At 63.1% G+C, this 15,394-nt stretch carries 15 protein-coding genes and 2 tRNA genes; 7 read left to right on the top strand and 10 right to left on the bottom strand.

Annotated features, from left to right (window positions below; genetic code table 11):
• Positions 1-34 precede the first annotated feature (34 nt).
• Positions 35-1,078, top strand: a complete 1,044-nt coding sequence (gene yut, locus ACSW29_RS03190) for an urea transporter (protein WP_448276441.1) — start codon at positions 35-37, stop codon at positions 1,076-1,078.
• Between the two features lie 88 nt (positions 1,079-1,166).
• On the top strand, positions 1,167-2,093 hold the full coding sequence (locus tag ACSW29_RS03195; RefSeq protein WP_448276443.1) for a D-isomer specific 2-hydroxyacid dehydrogenase family protein: 927 nt from the start codon (positions 1,167-1,169) through the stop codon (positions 2,091-2,093).
• Here ACSW29_RS03195 and ACSW29_RS03200 read toward each other — a convergent pair.
• Complete coding sequence (locus ACSW29_RS03200) at positions 2,087-2,494, bottom strand: DUF4259 domain-containing protein (RefSeq protein WP_317826613.1); 408 nt, start codon at positions 2,492-2,494, stop codon at positions 2,087-2,089. The genes ACSW29_RS03195 and ACSW29_RS03200 overlap by 7 nt on opposite strands.
• 25 nt (positions 2,495-2,519) lie before the next feature.
• The gene (locus tag ACSW29_RS03205) at positions 2,520-3,140 is read right to left on the bottom strand and encodes a LysE family translocator (RefSeq protein WP_448276445.1); all 621 of its coding nucleotides are present in this window, start codon (positions 3,138-3,140) and stop codon (positions 2,520-2,522) included.
• Between the two features lie 399 nt (positions 3,141-3,539).
• Here ACSW29_RS03205 and ACSW29_RS03210 point away from each other — a divergent pair, with 399 nt between their 5' ends.
• On the top strand, positions 3,540-4,550 hold the full coding sequence (locus ACSW29_RS03210) for an alpha/beta hydrolase (RefSeq protein WP_269068555.1): 1,011 nt from the start codon (positions 3,540-3,542) through the stop codon (positions 4,548-4,550).
• 8 nt (positions 4,551-4,558) lie between these two features.
• On the opposite strand, the gene ACSW29_RS03215 is transcribed toward ACSW29_RS03210, so the two are convergent.
• The 3 genes from ACSW29_RS03215 to hisC all read right to left on the bottom strand — a co-directional run bounded on the left by ACSW29_RS03215 (position 4,559) and on the right by hisC (position 8,337).
• On the bottom strand, positions 4,559-5,428 hold the full coding sequence (locus ACSW29_RS03215; RefSeq protein WP_317826611.1) for an MYG1 family protein: 870 nt from the start codon (positions 5,426-5,428) through the stop codon (positions 4,559-4,561).
• Positions 5,429-5,465: 37 nt separating this feature from the next.
• On the bottom strand, positions 5,466-7,160 hold the full coding sequence (locus ACSW29_RS03220) for a bifunctional metallophosphatase/5'-nucleotidase (protein WP_448276448.1): 1,695 nt from the start codon (positions 7,158-7,160) through the stop codon (positions 5,466-5,468).
• A 100-nt stretch (positions 7,161-7,260) separates the two neighbouring features.
• Positions 7,261-8,337 (bottom strand): histidinol-phosphate transaminase, encoded by a 1,077-nt coding sequence (gene hisC, locus ACSW29_RS03225; protein WP_448276450.1) that lies wholly within the window; start codon positions 8,335-8,337, stop codon positions 7,261-7,263.
• A 61-nt stretch (positions 8,338-8,398) separates the two neighbouring features.
• Here hisC and ACSW29_RS03230 point away from each other — a divergent pair, with 61 nt between their 5' ends.
• The 4 genes from ACSW29_RS03230 to ACSW29_RS03245 all read left to right on the top strand — a co-directional run bounded on the left by ACSW29_RS03230 (position 8,399) and on the right by ACSW29_RS03245 (position 10,828).
• Positions 8,399-9,118, top strand: coding sequence for a dienelactone hydrolase family protein (locus ACSW29_RS03230; RefSeq protein WP_448276451.1), 720 nt, complete (start codon positions 8,399-8,401; stop codon positions 9,116-9,118).
• A 96-nt stretch (positions 9,119-9,214) separates the two neighbouring features.
• Positions 9,215-9,306: transfer RNA gene (locus ACSW29_RS03235), tRNA-Ser, on the top strand.
• An 82-nt stretch (positions 9,307-9,388) separates the two neighbouring features.
• A tRNA-Arg gene (locus tag ACSW29_RS03240) sits at positions 9,389-9,461 on the top strand.
• Between the two features lie 188 nt (positions 9,462-9,649).
• Entirely contained in the window at positions 9,650-10,828 is a 1,179-nt protein-coding gene (locus tag ACSW29_RS03245) for a cation:proton antiporter (protein WP_448276453.1), read from the top strand.
• A gap of 1 nt (position 10,829) precedes the next feature.
• Here the strand turns inward: ACSW29_RS03245 and ACSW29_RS03250 are convergent, their stop codons facing one another.
• The 5 genes from ACSW29_RS03250 to ACSW29_RS03270 form a co-directional block, all read right to left on the bottom strand.
• Positions 10,830-12,068: an alpha/beta hydrolase family protein gene (locus ACSW29_RS03250; protein ID WP_448276455.1), complete on the bottom strand. Its 1,239-nt coding sequence runs from the start codon at positions 12,066-12,068 to the stop codon at positions 10,830-10,832.
• A 79-nt stretch (positions 12,069-12,147) separates the two neighbouring features.
• Positions 12,148-12,837, bottom strand: a complete 690-nt coding sequence (locus ACSW29_RS03255; RefSeq protein ID WP_317826606.1) for a DUF998 domain-containing protein — start codon at positions 12,835-12,837, stop codon at positions 12,148-12,150.
• Positions 12,838-12,847: 10 nt separating this feature from the next.
• Positions 12,848-13,252, bottom strand: a complete 405-nt coding sequence (locus ACSW29_RS03260) for a very short patch repair endonuclease (RefSeq protein ID WP_030535751.1) — start codon at positions 13,250-13,252, stop codon at positions 12,848-12,850.
• Positions 13,253-13,262: 10 nt separating this feature from the next.
• Positions 13,263-14,123 carry a hypothetical protein gene (locus ACSW29_RS03265; RefSeq protein WP_448276457.1) on the bottom strand — a complete coding sequence of 287 codons (861 nt, stop codon included), beginning with the start codon at positions 14,121-14,123 and terminating at the stop codon, positions 13,263-13,265.
• The gene (locus ACSW29_RS03270; protein ID WP_317826809.1) at positions 14,120-15,265 is read right to left on the bottom strand and encodes a DNA cytosine methyltransferase; all 1,146 of its coding nucleotides are present in this window, start codon (positions 15,263-15,265) and stop codon (positions 14,120-14,122) included. Before ACSW29_RS03270 ends, ACSW29_RS03265 begins: the two co-directional genes overlap by 4 nt.
• Positions 15,266-15,394 lie beyond the last annotated feature (129 nt).

Below are 15,394 nucleotides of genomic sequence, written 5' to 3' on the forward strand. Positions count from 1 at the left end.
CGCGGATCGCCGGAGAAGGATCGAGGGACGTGCGATGACCACCATCACCAAACCTTGGGACGACGTCGCGGACAAGAACGTCGTGCTCAGATTCATCGACACGAATCTCAAAGGCTCCGGACAAGTGATGTTTCAGGGCAATGCGCTGACCGGCCTGCTGTTTCTGGTCGGCATCTTCTGGGGCGCGATAGCCGCGGACACGATCACCGTCGCGATCGGTGCCGTGGTGGGTCTGGTGGTATCCACCGTCACCGGCATAATGCTGCACTCCGACGACGATTCGATGCGTATCGGACTGTACGGATACAACGGAATTCTTGTGGGGGCTGCCTTTCCGACGTTCCTTGCCGGCGGCGTGATGCTGTGGATCTACCTCGTGGTGGGGGCTGCCGCGTCGACCATCGCGTTCCTGGCTGTCGCCAATGTCTTCAAGACCTGGGGCGTACCGGCGCTGACCTTTCCGTTCAACCTCGTCAACTGGTTCTTCCTCCTCGCGGCGTTCCAGTTCCTGCGGATCGAAACGTCGGACCTCAGCGCCGGCCAGTTTCCCCAGCACATCGGGGACGCGTCGGCTCATGCCGACATCACTTTCAGCTTCCTGTGGGACACGCTGTTCCGCAACGTCTCCCAGATATTCCTGATCAACAACACCATTACCGGAATCATCTTCGTGATCGCGCTGCTGGTCGCGTCGCGTTGGGCGGCGGTGTTCGCGCTCATCGGTTCGGCGATAGCAATGGGTTCGGTGCTCGCGCTCGGCGCCAACACCGTCGACATCGGCAATGGTCTGTACGGGCTCAGTTCGGTGCTGACGGCAATCGCCCTGGGCTCGGTGTTCTACAACCCGTCGTGGCGTGTATTCGTCTACACAGTCTTCGGAGTGCTGGTGAGTGTTGTTATCCACGGCACCCTGGTATCTGCCTTCGCTCCGATCGGTCTGCCGGCGGGCACCGGTCCCTTTGTCTTCGCGACGTGGCTGTTCCTGCTGCCGAAGAAGAAGTTCGTTCCTGTCCAGCACGACACCATCGAGGGTGGAGCGGCCGAGGGCAGGGATTCGATCGCAAAGGCGAACGGCTAGAGCGGCCGAATTGGCGAGGCGCCCGTACGCTGGGAAACACCGATGAGTTGATCCGATCGCCCCGCCACTCTCGAAGGAACGCACCTACATGACAGCCTCCAGCGACCCTCGCATCCATCTCGGCCCCGTCGAGGATCCGCACATTGCCGACGGAATTCGCGGAGTCGGTGGGGTTCTCGTTCCACTCGCCGAGGCAGAGGGCGTCGTCTGGGTGCATGGTCCGGACACGTTCCCGTCGTCGCTACCTGACTCGGTTCGCTGGGTGCAATTGCCCTTCGCCGGGATCGAGCCATGGTTCGATGCCGACGTGATCGACGACAAGCGGGTCTGGACGTCCGCTGCCGGGGCTTATGCGGGCAATGTTGCCGAACATGCGATGATGCTCCTCCTCGCCGGAGTGCGCTCTCTCCCCGAACAGTTGGCGGCGCAGTCGTGGCGCAAGGAAGAGTTCGACCCGCGAGTGGGCACCTTGCAGGGCTCGACCGTGGCGATCATCGGTTGCGGCGGAATCGGCCGTGCGCTGATCCCGTACCTCGCCGCGTCCAAGGTCAAGGTCATCGCCGTCACCCGCTCGGGAACCCCCGTCGAGGGTGCCTCCGAAACGCTCTCGGCCGATCGAACCGGTGAAATCTGGTCCACGGCAGATCACTTCGTGATCGCAGCACCGTCGACGTCCGCGACGCGGCATCTGGTCGGTAAGGCCGAACTGGACCAGATGTCGGAGTCGAGCTGGATCGTGAACATCGCACGCGGCAACCTCGTCGACACGGACGCGCTGGTCGATGCTCTCGAAGCTGGTTCGATCGGCGGTGCGGCACTGGACGTCACGGATCCCGAGCCGCTGCCGGACGGGCACCGGTTGTGGAAGCTCCCCAACGCGATCATCACTCCCCACGTCGCCAACCCGGCCACGACGCTCACACGTGCGCTGGCAGATCACGTGGCCGCCAACGTCGCTCGATTCGCTGCGGGTGAGGACCTTGCTGCGGTAATCGATCCGTCGGCGGGCTACTGAACCGACAGAACGCGCAGATCCTCGAGACCGTCCAAGACGGGAACTCTCCACGACGCAAGCTCTTCCGGCCCCTGTTCGTCCCACAGCTCGAATAGTTCCGAATCGGTCGATGCGATGGTGCGCTCCACCATCTCGATCAGCCAGGTGATCCGCTCGCTGGTCAGGGCCGCGGTGAAGGAATCGAGATCGAGGTCTTGGGTGGCAGGGTCGCGCTTGCGATCGGCGCGCACGATCAGGACCAATTCGAGCAAGGCGACGGCGATTTGGCCGCCGTCCACCTCGAGGTAGTCGTCCTCGAATGCCCACTCCACCGATTCGAAGGTGAAGTCACCGTGTCCGATGGATGCGATCAAATCCCCTGCACCGTCGTTCTCGAACGGTCCCGATCCCCACGCGCCCACTGTCTGCTCTTTTCCGATTGCCGTCTCAGCGCGCTTCGAGCGCGATCTTCGCTCCGAATCCTAGAAGAACTGTTCCGGTTATGCGCTCGAGTGCCTGTCGCACTCGGGGCTTCTCGAAGGTGCTACGCGCCCGCGAGAGAAGGATCACGTAGCAACTGAGCCAGATGATGGTGATGGCTGCGTGGATGAGCACGAGCAGTGCAAGCGACGGTCCCGTCGGCCACCCGGCCGGAACCAACTGTGGCAACAGCCCGGTGTAGAAGACGGCGATCTTGGGGTTGAGCAGGTTGGTGGTGAAGCCCGTCTTCCAGGTTCCGGCGTTCTGCGACCGAGGAGTGCCGACATTGTGTTGCAAGCGCGATGAGCGACTCTCCCACAGTGCTCGTACCCCGAGATAGATCAGATAGGCGGCGCCCGCGAGCTTGACGACGGTGTAAGCCTCGGCGGATGCGGCCAGGATCGCCGACAGCCCGAGAACGGTCAGCAGCCCCCACACGAGGAGGCCGGAGACTATGCCGGCCGCAACCCGGAATCCGGCGGATCTTCCGGCGCCGAGCGCAGCCTGCGTCACGACGGCCATGTCCGGCCCGGGGACCATAGTCAGTAGGGCGAGCACAGCTGTGGCAGCGAGCAGAGCGGTCAGCATGCAACAAGTATGAAGTCGGGGTGGGGAGCGTTGTCGGCCGGTGGTGTCGTGCCTGTGAACAAAGAATGGCGTGACGGTGTGAACTGCGTGGACACGCCCGGAAACCGGCGTCTCGCGAGCCCTGTTCGACAAAGTTATGCACACTGTGGGTAAACGGATCGTTGCAGGTAGGAGGAATAACTCTATTGTAATTCATCCTTTTGTCCACAGGTTATGCACAACTGGGAAGTGTATGTGAATGAAGTTATCCACACCTGTGTGTGCATCGGTGGAGAACTGTCCAACTCCATTGGATACCCGCGAGTAATAAATCCCAACCAGTGGGTTGACCCCGGGACGTTCGTCCTGTCCAATCGAGGGTTAGCGGTAGTCGTGCGATGCTCAGGGGGCGCTTGACGGATGCGGAGATTTGGGTTTGTCGGAATTGTGTTGGTCGTGCTCGCGCTTGTTGTGGGCGGAGTGGCGTATGCCGAACCGGCGCCTGAAAATCCACCAGGAGATCTGGCCGGTCAGACCGGCGCCCACATCAATCGCATAGAGCGGTTGTCGCCCACTCGCAGTGCCGTGTTCGTCGATTCGCCGGCGATGCGACGCGAGGTGCAAGTGCAGGTTCTGCATCCCGCGACCGACGCCGGCGCGCGTCCGTCCTTCTACCTACTCGACGGCGTCAGCGCCGGTTCGGAATCCGGATACTCCGAGAGCACTTGGACCCAGAAGACCGACATCGAAACATTCTTTGCCGACAAGAACGTCAACGTCGTTCTCCCCGTGGGCGGTACCGGCAGTTTCTACACCAACTGGAAGAACGACGATCCGAATCTCGGTGTGAACAAGTGGGAATCGTTTCTCGCCGAGGAGCTTCCGGCATTGATCGATTCGGCGTTCTCCGGAAACGGGACGAACGTGGTCGGTGGGGTGTCCATGGGTGCACTCGGCGCGGCCAACCTCATCACACATCACCCGAAGCTCTACACCGGATTAGCTTCGTACAGTGGCTGTCTCGACAACTCCGAGTCGTCCTCGCAGGATTCCGTGCGGCTCACCGTGGCCAGCAAAGCCGGCGACGCCACCAACATGTGGGGCCCGGCATCGGACCCCGATTGGCAAAAGCACGACCCGTCCACCAACGCGGAAACGCTGCGTGGGAAGACGATCTATGTCTCCTCGGGCACGGGTGCGCCCGGAGACTACGACAACATCTTCACTCCGAGCGGACTGCAGACTGCCATCGAAGGCGGACCGCTCGAGGCGCTCGCGAACACCTGTACGCAACTGTTCGAAGCGAAGTTGGGGGAACTGTCGATTCCCGCAGTGTTCGCGTATCGGAACGACGGCACCCATTCATGGCCGTACTGGCAAGACGCGCTTCACGATTCCTGGCCGACAGTGAAGACGGCGCTGGGAATGTGAACTGAGAGTTACTCGGCCAGTGCCAGTTCGAGCAACTGGAGCGCGCCGTCACGGGTCTGCGCAGCCGCGATGAATCCGGCCTTGTGGCAAAACACCGAACTGTCGACGCCCGTCTCGGCGGCAAGATCCGAGCCGTTGAGGCCGCGCCACTGCTCCGGCAGCAGCTTTCGTGAACCGAACTTGGAGTCGGCGGGCTTCACTGTCTGAATCGACCAGCCGCCGTTGGTGTTCGGGAAGATCGTGAACAGCAATTCCGGTTGGGCCGATGCGGCGCGGCCGTGGGGAACGAAGCGTTCCAACACGACGAAGCGCGGATCCGTTGCCTTCTCGTAGGTCTCGGTGAACTCGCGTTCGGCTGCCGCGTCGCCGGCGTACTTGGCGCGCAGGCGAATCAAGACCTGAGTTGCAAGAACTACTGCCAGCTCGAACTGGGTGTCGAACTCCTCGTCGGTGGACGAGATCGGATTGAACAGGTCCAGCACGGACGACAGATCAAAAGGCTTGGTGCCGAAATCGTTGAGGGTGTAGATCTCCTGGCCGTTGTCGACGGCGTCGATGCCCTCGACCAGCCGGCTGTCGATCCGTCGGAACACGGACGCGTCGCCCTCGCAGAACTTCAAGCCGTATTCCTGCCAGAGCAGACCGAAGGCGGAGTACAGAATGCCGTTGCTGCGCTCGCCGGCATCACGCTGGTGGTGGTCGAAGCGGCCCTCGGCCGGGTTGTAGCGACCGCCGACGTCGAGCACGATGTCCGCGCTGTCGAGGACGTCCTCGTCACGGCTGCGAACGACGGTGGCGTCGGGGTACAGCTGCTTGAGCAGCGATACGCCGAAGACGTCGTCTGCATGGAACTTGCCGTTATGGGTCGCGATGATCACCCGTCGAGACTAGGCAATCGAGCGCGGGGATGCCTATTCAGCCGATGGTGCGGATGCGGTCGGTGGCAGGTGGCGAGACCGGTGACCCGGCTGCGAACAGGGCGGTCAAGGCGTCGAGGTCGTTCCCCGCACCGGTCATCTGAGTGGAGTTCTTCAGCGCGGTGAAGCCGTCCCCGCCCTCGGCGAGGAACTTGTTCACCACGATGCTGTAGACGGCGTCGGGTGCGATGTCCTGCCCGTTCAGGCGCATTTCCGAGATGCGCGCGCCCGGCGCTGCCTGCCGGTCCAGGGTGTAGGTGAAGCCCGCGGACGGTGAGAGGATGCGCTCGGTACCGGTGCCGTCGACGTCGATCTGGAATTGCTGTTCGAGAGCGTCCTTCAGCATCGCTCCTGTGACGGAGAGCACCTCGAGACTGTTGCCGAAGGGTTGCACTCCGTAGGCCTGGCGGTAGGTGATCTGGCCGGAAGTGCCGAAGTCCAAGTCCTCGCGCATGCCGCCGGGGTTCGTCAACGCGAGTTGAGCGCCTCGTGTCGATCCGGCTGCGAGTTGAGCGTCGGCGACCAGGTTGCCGAGTGTGGATTCGCCGCTGGGTACCCGGTCCCGTGTCAGATCGGCGGTGATGGTCCCCACCGGTCGCTGAGCGCTTTCCGAGGCCTCCGACCATGCACGATCGGCGAGAGCCTGAATATCGGGATCCGGCGAAATATCGTGTGTCACTATCTGATTGAAAGCGGACGTCTGATCACGGATGACCTCGCGGGTGTTGCGATCGATCGTCACGTCTGCGACGGACACGATCCGGCCGTGCGAAGCGCCCTGCATCACGACTCTGGGATTTCCTGCGGGATCAGGGAATTCGCAGTTGTACTGCTGGTGGCTGTCGGCGGTGAAGATGACGTCCACCTTGGGCGATGCGCGTAAGGCGATGTCGCGGGCAGGCCCGGATTCGACGTTGCAGTCGTTCGGCCCGCCCTCGACAGCAGGTTCGTCCCCACGGTGCAGGAGGACGGTGATGGCTTTGACACCGAAGAAGTCGAGGACGTCGGCTGTGCGGTTGATCGCTTCGATCTCGTCGCCGAACTGCAGATCAGCGATCCCGCCAGGGGTGACGATCTGCGACGTGTTGGCCGGGGAAATCGCGATGACTCCGAGCGGAATGCCGTCGACCATGTTCACGGTGAACGGCAGCGTGGCCGGAGCGCCGTTGGTGTACGTCATGTTCGCGGCCATCAGTGGGAAGTTGGCGCCGCTGAAGGAAGGGCTGAACGTGCACGCGTCGACGGCGGAGCAACCACCGGACTGCATGCGACGGAACTCGGCGAGCCCCTTATCCAGTTCGTGGTTGCCGATCGCGGAAGCGTCGATCTTCATTCGGTTCAGGAGTTCGACCGTCGGTTCGTCGTTGAACATCGCCGACTCGAGCGCCGACGATCCCCAGTTGTCACCGACCGAATACAGCAGCGAGTTCGTGGCCTGGCTGCGAAGCTGCGTCACGTAGGCCGCGAGATACGCCGCGCCACCGGCCGGGGTGAGCGAACCGTCGGCCTGCCTGATCTCGCTGCGGACACCTTCCGGCGGGCGGAGGCTGCCGTGCAGATCGTTGAAGGCCAACAAGCGGACCGACACCGTGTCCTGCGACTGGGCGGAGGCGACGCCACTCAGGGAGGTCGCGGTGGTGGCGAGAAGGGTCGTTGCGAGCACGGCACACGTTCGTGTCATGCGTCGCGTCATGCGTCGTGCTCCCTCGCTCGGACCGGCCTCGAACCTTCCTGAGTGTGCCTGTCCGCAGAAACGAATTCCAGTCCTCGGCGTAACAGTTATGTATCGAGTGTCACGCGGTGATGCCGATGCCCGCAGCCCGCTTCGCGACGTCGGTGTTCGCGAAAGCGAGGAACGCGTCGTTCTCGTGCGGATCGCCGATGGTCATCCGGACGCCCTCGACGCCGTACTGACGGATCAGAATGCTCGCTTCGGTACTTGCCCCGGCGAAACCGGGAGAGAGCTCTCCGAGGGGGAGATAGACGAAGTTCGCCGACGACTCGGGGACGGTGTAGCCGGCTTCGATCAGTGCGGTCCGAACTCGGGTCCGCTCAGCGATGACGCCCTCCGTGCGGGCAAGCAGTTCGTCTGCGGCAGCCAGGGAGGCGATCGCGGCGGCCTGGGCAACGGCGCTCACGGTGAACGGGGTGTGCACCTTGCCGAGGGCCACGATGATCTCCGGATCCGCGACCGCGTAACCCACGCGGATTCCCGCGAGGCCGTACGCCTTCGAGAAGGTGCGCAGAACAACCACGTTGGGGCGGCTGCGGAACAGTTCGATGCCGTCGGCGTCCGAGCGTGAGTATTCGAAGTACGCCTCGTCGAGTGCGACGACGACGTGAGCCGGGACCGCGTCGAGGAAGCTTTCGAGTTCCGCCTTCGACAGCGCGTTGCCGGTCGGGTTGTTGGGGTTGCAGACGAAGATCAACCGCGTGCGATCGGTGATCGCGGCCAGCATCGCGTCGAGGTCGTGGCCGAAGTCCTCGGTCAGCGGAACCTTGACCGAGACGGCGTGGCCGACCTGGGTGACCACGGGGTACGCCTCGAACGAACGCCACGCGTAGATGACCTCGTCACCCTGATCGCACGTGATCTGCACGAGTTCCTGGCACAGCGTCACGGAGCCACAACCAGCGGCGACGTTTGCAGGCTCGACTTTCAAGAAGGTGGCCAGCGCATCGATAAGGGCGACCGCAGCGTTGTCCGGGTAGCGGTTGGCATTGGCGACTGCGTCGGCGACGGCGTCACGCACACCGGGCAACGGCCCCACGGTCGTTTCGTTGCTCGCCAGTTTGATCGCACCCGGGAAATTGCGTCCAGGAACGTAGGCGGGGATGGAGGCGAGGTCAGGGCGAATGTGTGCGGTCACGAGTCGATTATGCGCGCACTGATGTGGTGCGTTGCGGCCGTCTGCGTGTCACAGTTGAAAGATGTCGGAAATCTTCCGGGCCACCGCATATCTGCGCGGAGCCGAAGGGGAGGTCGCCACGGCTGTTCCACTGACGGTGGTGGAGTCGGACGGCCCGACACGAGGCGGAATCGTCGTGCTGCACGAAGCCCGGCAGTTCAGCCCGGCTCTGCTCAATCTGATGTGCGCACTCGCCGGCGAAGGTTGGGTGAGCGTCGCACCTCACCTGTTCCATCGCGAACCCGAACACATGCAGGGCGAGGTGTTCGGTGACAATCTCTTCGCCGACTTCGACGCAACCCTCGACTGGCTCGTCGGGCGCGAAGTTCTCGCCGACACCATCGGGGTGCTCGGATTCGACGACGCCGGAACCGCCGCAATGCTCGTGGCCACCAACCGTCCCGTCGGCGCCGCGGTGAGTGTCGCCGCCCGGGGAATCGTCGAAGCGCTGTCGGCGGATGCTCAGGCGCTCGTCGACGCGGCCACTTCCCTGCAGGCGCCGTGGTTGGCGCTGTACGGCGAGGACGATCCCAGCACGCCTCGCGAACACGTGACTCTGCTCCGGGAAGCGACCGCGAAGGCCGACGTCGCGACACTGGTCGTCAGTTATGCCGGACTGGCTCACCGGGCCGACGAGCCGCCTCAGCTGTCCGAGGACGCCGACGTCGACGACCCGGGTTCGGCCTCGATCATCGAAGCTCAGACGCGGATCTTCGACTGGTTCGACAGCCACCTGCGGTAAGTCCACAAAACAGCCCGCTGACCACGCGTTTTGCCTTTGGTGGCGAAGGGTGTGTAATCTTTCGATCCGGCGGTCCGAAAGGATCGGAACCCCCAGGGAGGCGTGCCAGAGCGGCCGAATGGGACTCACTGCTAATGAGTTGTCCCTTTTACGAGGGACCGGAGGTTCAAATCCTCTCGCCTCCGCCAAGCCGGTGATTTTGACCGGCGGGTTAGAAATGATAGAAATTACGACGGCAGGAAACGCAAGACCTGCTAGACAACAGAACATGCGCCCGTAGCTCAACGGATAGAGCACTTGACTACGGATCAAGAGGTTAGGGGTTCGAATCCCTTCGGGCGCACAACAGAAAGCCCCTCACCAGCAGAGATGCCGGTGAGGGGCTTTCTTGTATGCGAATTTTCTTTCATGGCGACGTTGGTCACATCTTGACCTGTTGGCGGCTGACCAACCTCGAGCCTGCGAGACAAGAGGCGTACCGCAAGCACCTGTACTGAACGCAGATTTGTCACCTATATCCGATAATGATCCGTGCCTTCAATTGCCTCCTCGCTGTTCTGGATCGCGCTGATCGCGGCCATCGCGCCGATAGTCGCGGGCCTGATCCCGCGGCGGCTGGTTCCGGAAGTGGTGTTGCTACTAGTCGCGGGCGCAGTGGTCGGGCCGTTCGCCCTCAACATCGCAGCTGACAGCGAAGCGATCGGCATCCTGCGCGAGCTCGGCCTCGGCATGCTGTTCCTCCTCGCCGGCTACGAGATCGACCGACAAGAACTCAGTGGGCGCGGCGGACGTCGAGCCCTCTACACGTGGCTGTTCTGTCTCGCCCTGGCATTTGCGGTAGTCGCGTTGCTCGGGGTGAGGAACGTGATCTCCGCCGAAGCCGCTGTTGCCATCGCGATGACGTCGACCGCACTGGGCACGCTGCTGCCGATCCTCAAGGACAACAAACTCCTCGACACGCGCTTGGGCAAGACCGTCCTCAACCACGGGGCCGTCGGCGAGCTCGGGCCGGTCGTTGCGATGGCGGTTTTGCTGAGTGCCCGCGGTGCCGTCCTGTCGCTGATCGTTCTTGCCGTCTTCGCCTTGATCGCTGTCATCTTGGCGGTGCTGCCCGGCAAGCTGATTCATGAAGGCTCGTGGACACATCGACTGGTGCGGGCAGGGGCGGACACCACAGCGCAGACGACAGTCCGCCTCACGGTGCTGTTGTTGGTCAGCCTCGGAGTGCTGTCGGCGGTGTTCTCACTCGACGTCATTCTCGGTGCATTTGCCGCCGGGTTCATTTTGCGTCGACTGATGCCCGAAGGCGATGAGCGCCTCGAGATCAAGCTCGACGGAATCGCCTTCGGGTTCCTCATCCCGATTTTCTTCATCACGTCAGGGATGGCGATCGACGTCTCGGCGGTCGCCGCGAGTCCCGGCATACTGATTGCGTTTTTGATCCTGATTGTTGTCGTCCGCGGCGTGCCAGTGTTCTTCGTGACCAAGTTCGAGAAGGTCGAGCCACCCTTCACCACGCGTGAAAGTGCGCAGGTCGCGCTGTACGGAGCTACCGGTCTGCCGATGATCGTGGCCGTCACGGGCGCTGCCGTCGACGCGCATCAGATGTCGTCGGACAACGCGTCGATTCTTGTCGCGGCCGGGGCGATCACTGTTCTACTGCTGCCGATGATTGCCACTCTATTGACGAAAAAAGAGAAAGTGTCCTGATTCAGAGATCCAACTGCTCGTCGAGCCAGTCGAACATCCGCTGATCCGTCAGACGCCTCGCCATGGGCTGACAGTGGAAGTTCGCGCCCTCGGCAGCGGTGAAGGGGACAACTGTCGTCGGTCCGCCGGAGAGGGCGGCAAGCCGCTTGGATTGACCCGGCCAGAACTGCTCGCCTTCCGGATCGGTGATGAGCAGGGGAGTGGAGATCGAACCGGCGACGTGTTCGAGGTGGCACTTCCGAACGGCGGTGAGGGTGTTGTAGTAGCCGTCGGTGAGGTACGGACGCGCTCGGAAACGCCAGATCCGGGCGGTGTCCTTGGAGAATTTCATCCCCATCGCCATGTCACGGTCGAAGGCCTCCGACTTCTCCTCGTCGAGCAGCTTCTGCATGTTCTTGGGGATATGGGCGAGCCACGACGCGGCCACGTCCACGACCCCCGGATCGGCGATCGCTGCCGCGATCCGATGCTCGAACGCCAACGACTGCGGCACCCAGTAACCGCCCTGACTTATCCCGTACATCGCCAGCTTCGACGCATCGATGTCCGGCCGGTCAACGAGATAGTCGACGACGGGCGTGATGACGGCTTCCCAGTCGTGACGGAACGGGATGTTGCGCTCGAAGAGCATCGACTGCTGGCCCGGACCGTCGAACATCAACACGTTGTAGCCCCGCTCGAGGGCCCCGGCCCCGCCGCTGCCCCACAGCCCGCTGATCGGGCCGTCGCTGCCGTTCACCATGATCAGCGTCGGACGACGTACGTCTCCGGGCGGCCGGAAGAAGTACCCGGGCAGATAGGTGTCCTCGTAAGGGATCCGGACGCGCTCGACCGGCTGGGCAGTGGTGTCGACGAAGCGGTCCCACGCTTGTCGGTGGCGTTTGAAAGTGGGGACCAGAACAGAATCGTCGCTGAGACCGTCGACGGCGTTGATCGCCACACCGAAGTACGACGCCGCCCGCAGATATGCGTTGGACGCGCTTCGCGAATGCCCGGCCACGACTGCCTCATCGGCCTGCCCGAATACCCGTGTGCCGAGGTCGAACCAGGCCTCGTACCAGCCCTCGAGGTCCTTCTCGCCGACGTGAGCGATGGCCGAGAGCACTTCGCCGGTGTCTGCCGCGCCGAAGGTGGCTTGCCCGAGAACGACTCGTAGCTCGAAGTCGAAGGATTCGTTGCGATAGAAACCAGCAGTGAACGCCTGGTGCGGATGGGCGAAGAACGACGACGCGAGAGACATGGGCACACCTTCGCTAGTTCGGGGCAGCCATTTTCAGTTGTAGTTCCAGGATCGCCCGAATCGGTTGCCGGAAAACCTGTCAGCGCGGCGACGCCGGGAGCCCGGTGGATGGCGGCCGCGACATCGCAAATGCCAGGGTGCACAACCACAACGACATTCCCAGCACCTGCGCACGTTGAGCGATACCCAGTCCGAGATTACCGCCGCCGGAGACTGCGATGCTGTTGGTCGTCAACATCCACACCGTCGCAAGGGAAGTCAGGATCAGAATGGTCAGACCCGTCGTCCGCAAAGAAGGGTGCTCGCGATATCTGAACGCTCCCACGGTGAATGCGATCATCGCGGTGAAGATCGCGAAGACCGCCACGCTGCTCGTCAACGCGTGAACATGGTGGAGCTGCGGAAGTAGACCGTCGGGTGCGCTCGACGGGCAACCCTCGCCCGAGCATTCGAGAGGGAACGACGCGTCGGCGATGGTCGCGATGCCGAACACCGCCAGCGCAATCCAGCCCGTGACGTAGAGCCTTCGCCGGGGCGTGATCAGCAGGCCCAGCGCTCCGGAGATCAACATCAAGATTGCGGACAGGACATCGGCGTTACCGAAGACATCGCGGTATTTCTGGTTCTCGGCATCGAGTTCGCTGAGGAACGATGTCACTGGGTCGAGGCCGGTGTCCAGGAAGAATTCGAGAATCCACGACGAGTAGACGATTCCGCCCAGAGCCAGCGCAGCCACCAAACCCCACCGCGCAACGTTGCGTTCCTTCACGGAATCGAGCTTACGGACCGAGCAGGGCTTTCTGGACGCGTTCGGCTGCTACCAGCGGATCTTCGTGCTCCCAGATGCGGATGACGGTCCAACCCTGCTCTGCCAGACGTGCATCGGTGTCGCGGTCTCGAACCACGTTGGCGGCCAACTTGTCCGTCCACCACTGCGCGTTGTTCTTGGGAAACGTCGCATGCTGCGGGCAGCTGTGCCAGAAGCATCCGTCCACGAACACCGCGACTTTGCGGCGCGGAAATACCAGATCAGCCCGTCGGCGAACACCTTTGATCGGCGCCCGATCCACGAAGTACCGGAGTCCGCGCCGATGAAGCTCGCGTCGAAGTGCGATTTCGGGTTTGGTGTCGCGCCGACGCTGAGCGCTCATCCGAGCGCTGGTGGCAGGATCCGTCGCAGGCACCGTGGTTCTCTCAGCCGTCGGAATCGTCGCTGTCTTCGGGATCCGACCAGGTGGGCGCAAACCTGTTGCGACGCTCCACTTCACCGTGCACGACGGTCACGAAGTCGGTGAACGAGAGCGTCTGAGCTTCGGTGGGGCGGCCGTTGCGCGGCGGCGGTTCGTCGACATCGAAGAACCGAACCGCACCATCGGGTTCGTAGAGTCCGATGTAGACCTTCTCGAAGAGGTCGTAGCGGGTGTCCTCGGCGCCGAGATCCACCCAGGCCTTTCCTGGAACGCCGACCACCGCGCGCTTGCCCCGACCCGAGCGCTTCGAGAGCGTTGTGACGTGGTGTGCAAAAGAGGATTTGCCGGTGTCGCTGGTCTTGGTCGGGTCGCCGTCGTCGCAGGTGGCGTACGGCTCGAACATGACGGCCACCAACACGCTGTACGGCTGCCGCTGATGCAGAACCATTGCCTCGCCGCGCAATTCGTGGTCATTGCGGACGATGTTCTTGGTCCACCGTCCTAGCTTGCCGCTGCGCGGACTGTAGTCCTGGAAGTTGTAGGTCTTGATGGAGACGCAGAGGATCAGGCCGAGAGTGGGGTCGAGTGCCTTGACGTCCAAGCGCTTTCGGCCCTTGGCGACATCGACGGTTGCCTCCTGGCCTTCGCCGGACGCAGTCGGGGTGATGTTGGGGTACAACGGACGCAGAGCATCGGCGACCGTCTGTGCCAGTTGATTGGACAGTCGTTGTGCGTAGTTCTTCTTCTCGCCGCGATCGGCATCGGCCGGGGGCTTGTCACCCGCGAGTTGCAGTGCGCTCCACAGTGGTTCGTGTTCGGGCTCGGAAAACAGCGTTTCAGGTTCGGGGAACAGCGATTCCGTCATGCCGCGGCCTCGGGGTATCCACCCATCCGCTCGAGATGGCTTTCGACGTCCTCGATGAAACCGGGAATGAACCGAAGATTGCCCATGCGGGCGCGCTTGAGGAAGCCGGCCGTCGCCCGTGCCGACAGCAACCGCGTGTCTTCGAGGAATCCGCTCAGATCTTCGTAGTCGTGCTGCACCGGCCACGTCGACGTGTGCACGCGGAAGGCCTGGCGGTTACGGCCCCACGCCGCGCTCGGCCAGGCGTCGCCCGGTTCGAGTGGCGTCTCGCCCGCGGCGTCGTATTCGATGGGATCGCTCAACCGGCCACCGACCCACGACGCCATCCGCACGCTCACGGCATTGCCGACGAGCTTCCATCGGTGGCTGTGGCGAAGGCCGGGGACCTCGACGGACGGCAGCGTCCAGTCGGGATCGAAACCCTGTAAGCGTTCGGCGTCGACGAGGCCGGGGGTGACGATCTCACCGGACGGCAACCGGACTGCCGGTTGGCTGGGGATGCCGACGGACGAGCCGCCCTTGAGCGTCGGAACGGCGTTGACGGCCCATCCGAGTCCGCGGGTGCCTTCGGTCCAGTAGAAGCCGCACGGGTAGTCCGCGGGATCGCCGCCCAGGCGCTCGCCAGCGTCCTGGCCGAACAGGATTTCGCGGGGATCATCCGTACGCGAGGCGAGCATGATGACCCGCTGGCGACGCTGGGGGAGTCCGAAGGCGCGGGCGTCGACCACCCGGTACGCCCACGTGTATCCGAGGTCTTCGAGCGCGTCGGTGATGTGCCGCATGGCAGCGCCCTTGCCGAGTTGCAGCATGAACGGAACATTCTCGATCAACAGCCAGCGCGGGCCCTTCTTGCGCTTGACCAGACGGAACACCTCGTCCACCAGGCCCGAACGCGCGCCGGTGATGCCTGCGGTCTTGCCGGCCTGCGAGAGGTCCTGGCAGGGGAAACCGGCCGCAACCAATTCGATGTCACTGGGTAGCGCACGCAGTTTGGTGACGTCACCGTGCAACGGCACGTCAGCGAAACGCGAACGGAGAACTGCCTGGGCGCCGGGATCGATTTCACACAGCAGTTCGGTGTTCCACCCATGTTCCGAGAGCCCCAACTCGAGCCCACCGATACCGGCAAACAAACCCACCATGCTCCGCGACGACGTCACAGCACCCTTCCTCACGAACCGACCTAGAAGCACGGTACTCGAGAACTCCGACACCGTTTGCCAACTATTCGGTCCGCGGCGTGCTCCTTACCGAAGAACCGTTGTGAAACG

The organism is Rhodococcus sp. GB-02 (assembly GCF_053470465.1).

What these genes read in the sequence shown, in the direction of transcription:
- yut (WP_448276441.1), top strand. Translation starts at nt 35, where the DNA reads ATGACCACCATCACCAAACCTTGGGACGACGTCGCGGACAAGAACGTC.
- ACSW29_RS03195 (WP_448276443.1), top strand. Translation starts at nt 1,167, where the DNA reads ATGACAGCCTCCAGCGACCCTCGCATCCATCTCGGCCCCGTCGAGGAT.
- ACSW29_RS03205 (WP_448276445.1), bottom strand. Translation starts at nt 3,140, where the DNA reads ATGCTGACCGCTCTGCTCGCTGCCACAGCTGTGCTCGCCCTACTGACT.
- ACSW29_RS03210 (WP_269068555.1), top strand. Translation starts at nt 3,540, where the DNA reads ATGCGGAGATTTGGGTTTGTCGGAATTGTGTTGGTCGTGCTCGCGCTT.
- ACSW29_RS03220 (WP_448276448.1), bottom strand. Translation starts at nt 7,160, where the DNA reads ATGACGCGACGCATGACACGAACGTGTGCCGTGCTCGCAACGACCCTT.
- ACSW29_RS03230 (WP_448276451.1), top strand. Translation starts at nt 8,399, where the DNA reads ATGTCGGAAATCTTCCGGGCCACCGCATATCTGCGCGGAGCCGAAGGG.
- ACSW29_RS03250 (WP_448276455.1), bottom strand. Translation starts at nt 12,068, where the DNA reads ATGTCTCTCGCGTCGTCGTTCTTCGCCCATCCGCACCAGGCGTTCACT.
- ACSW29_RS03265 (WP_448276457.1), bottom strand. Translation starts at nt 14,123, where the DNA reads ATGACGGAATCGCTGTTCCCCGAACCTGAAACGCTGTTTTCCGAGCCC.
- ACSW29_RS03270 (WP_317826809.1), bottom strand. Translation starts at nt 15,265, where the DNA reads ATGGTGGGTTTGTTTGCCGGTATCGGTGGGCTCGAGTTGGGGCTCTCG.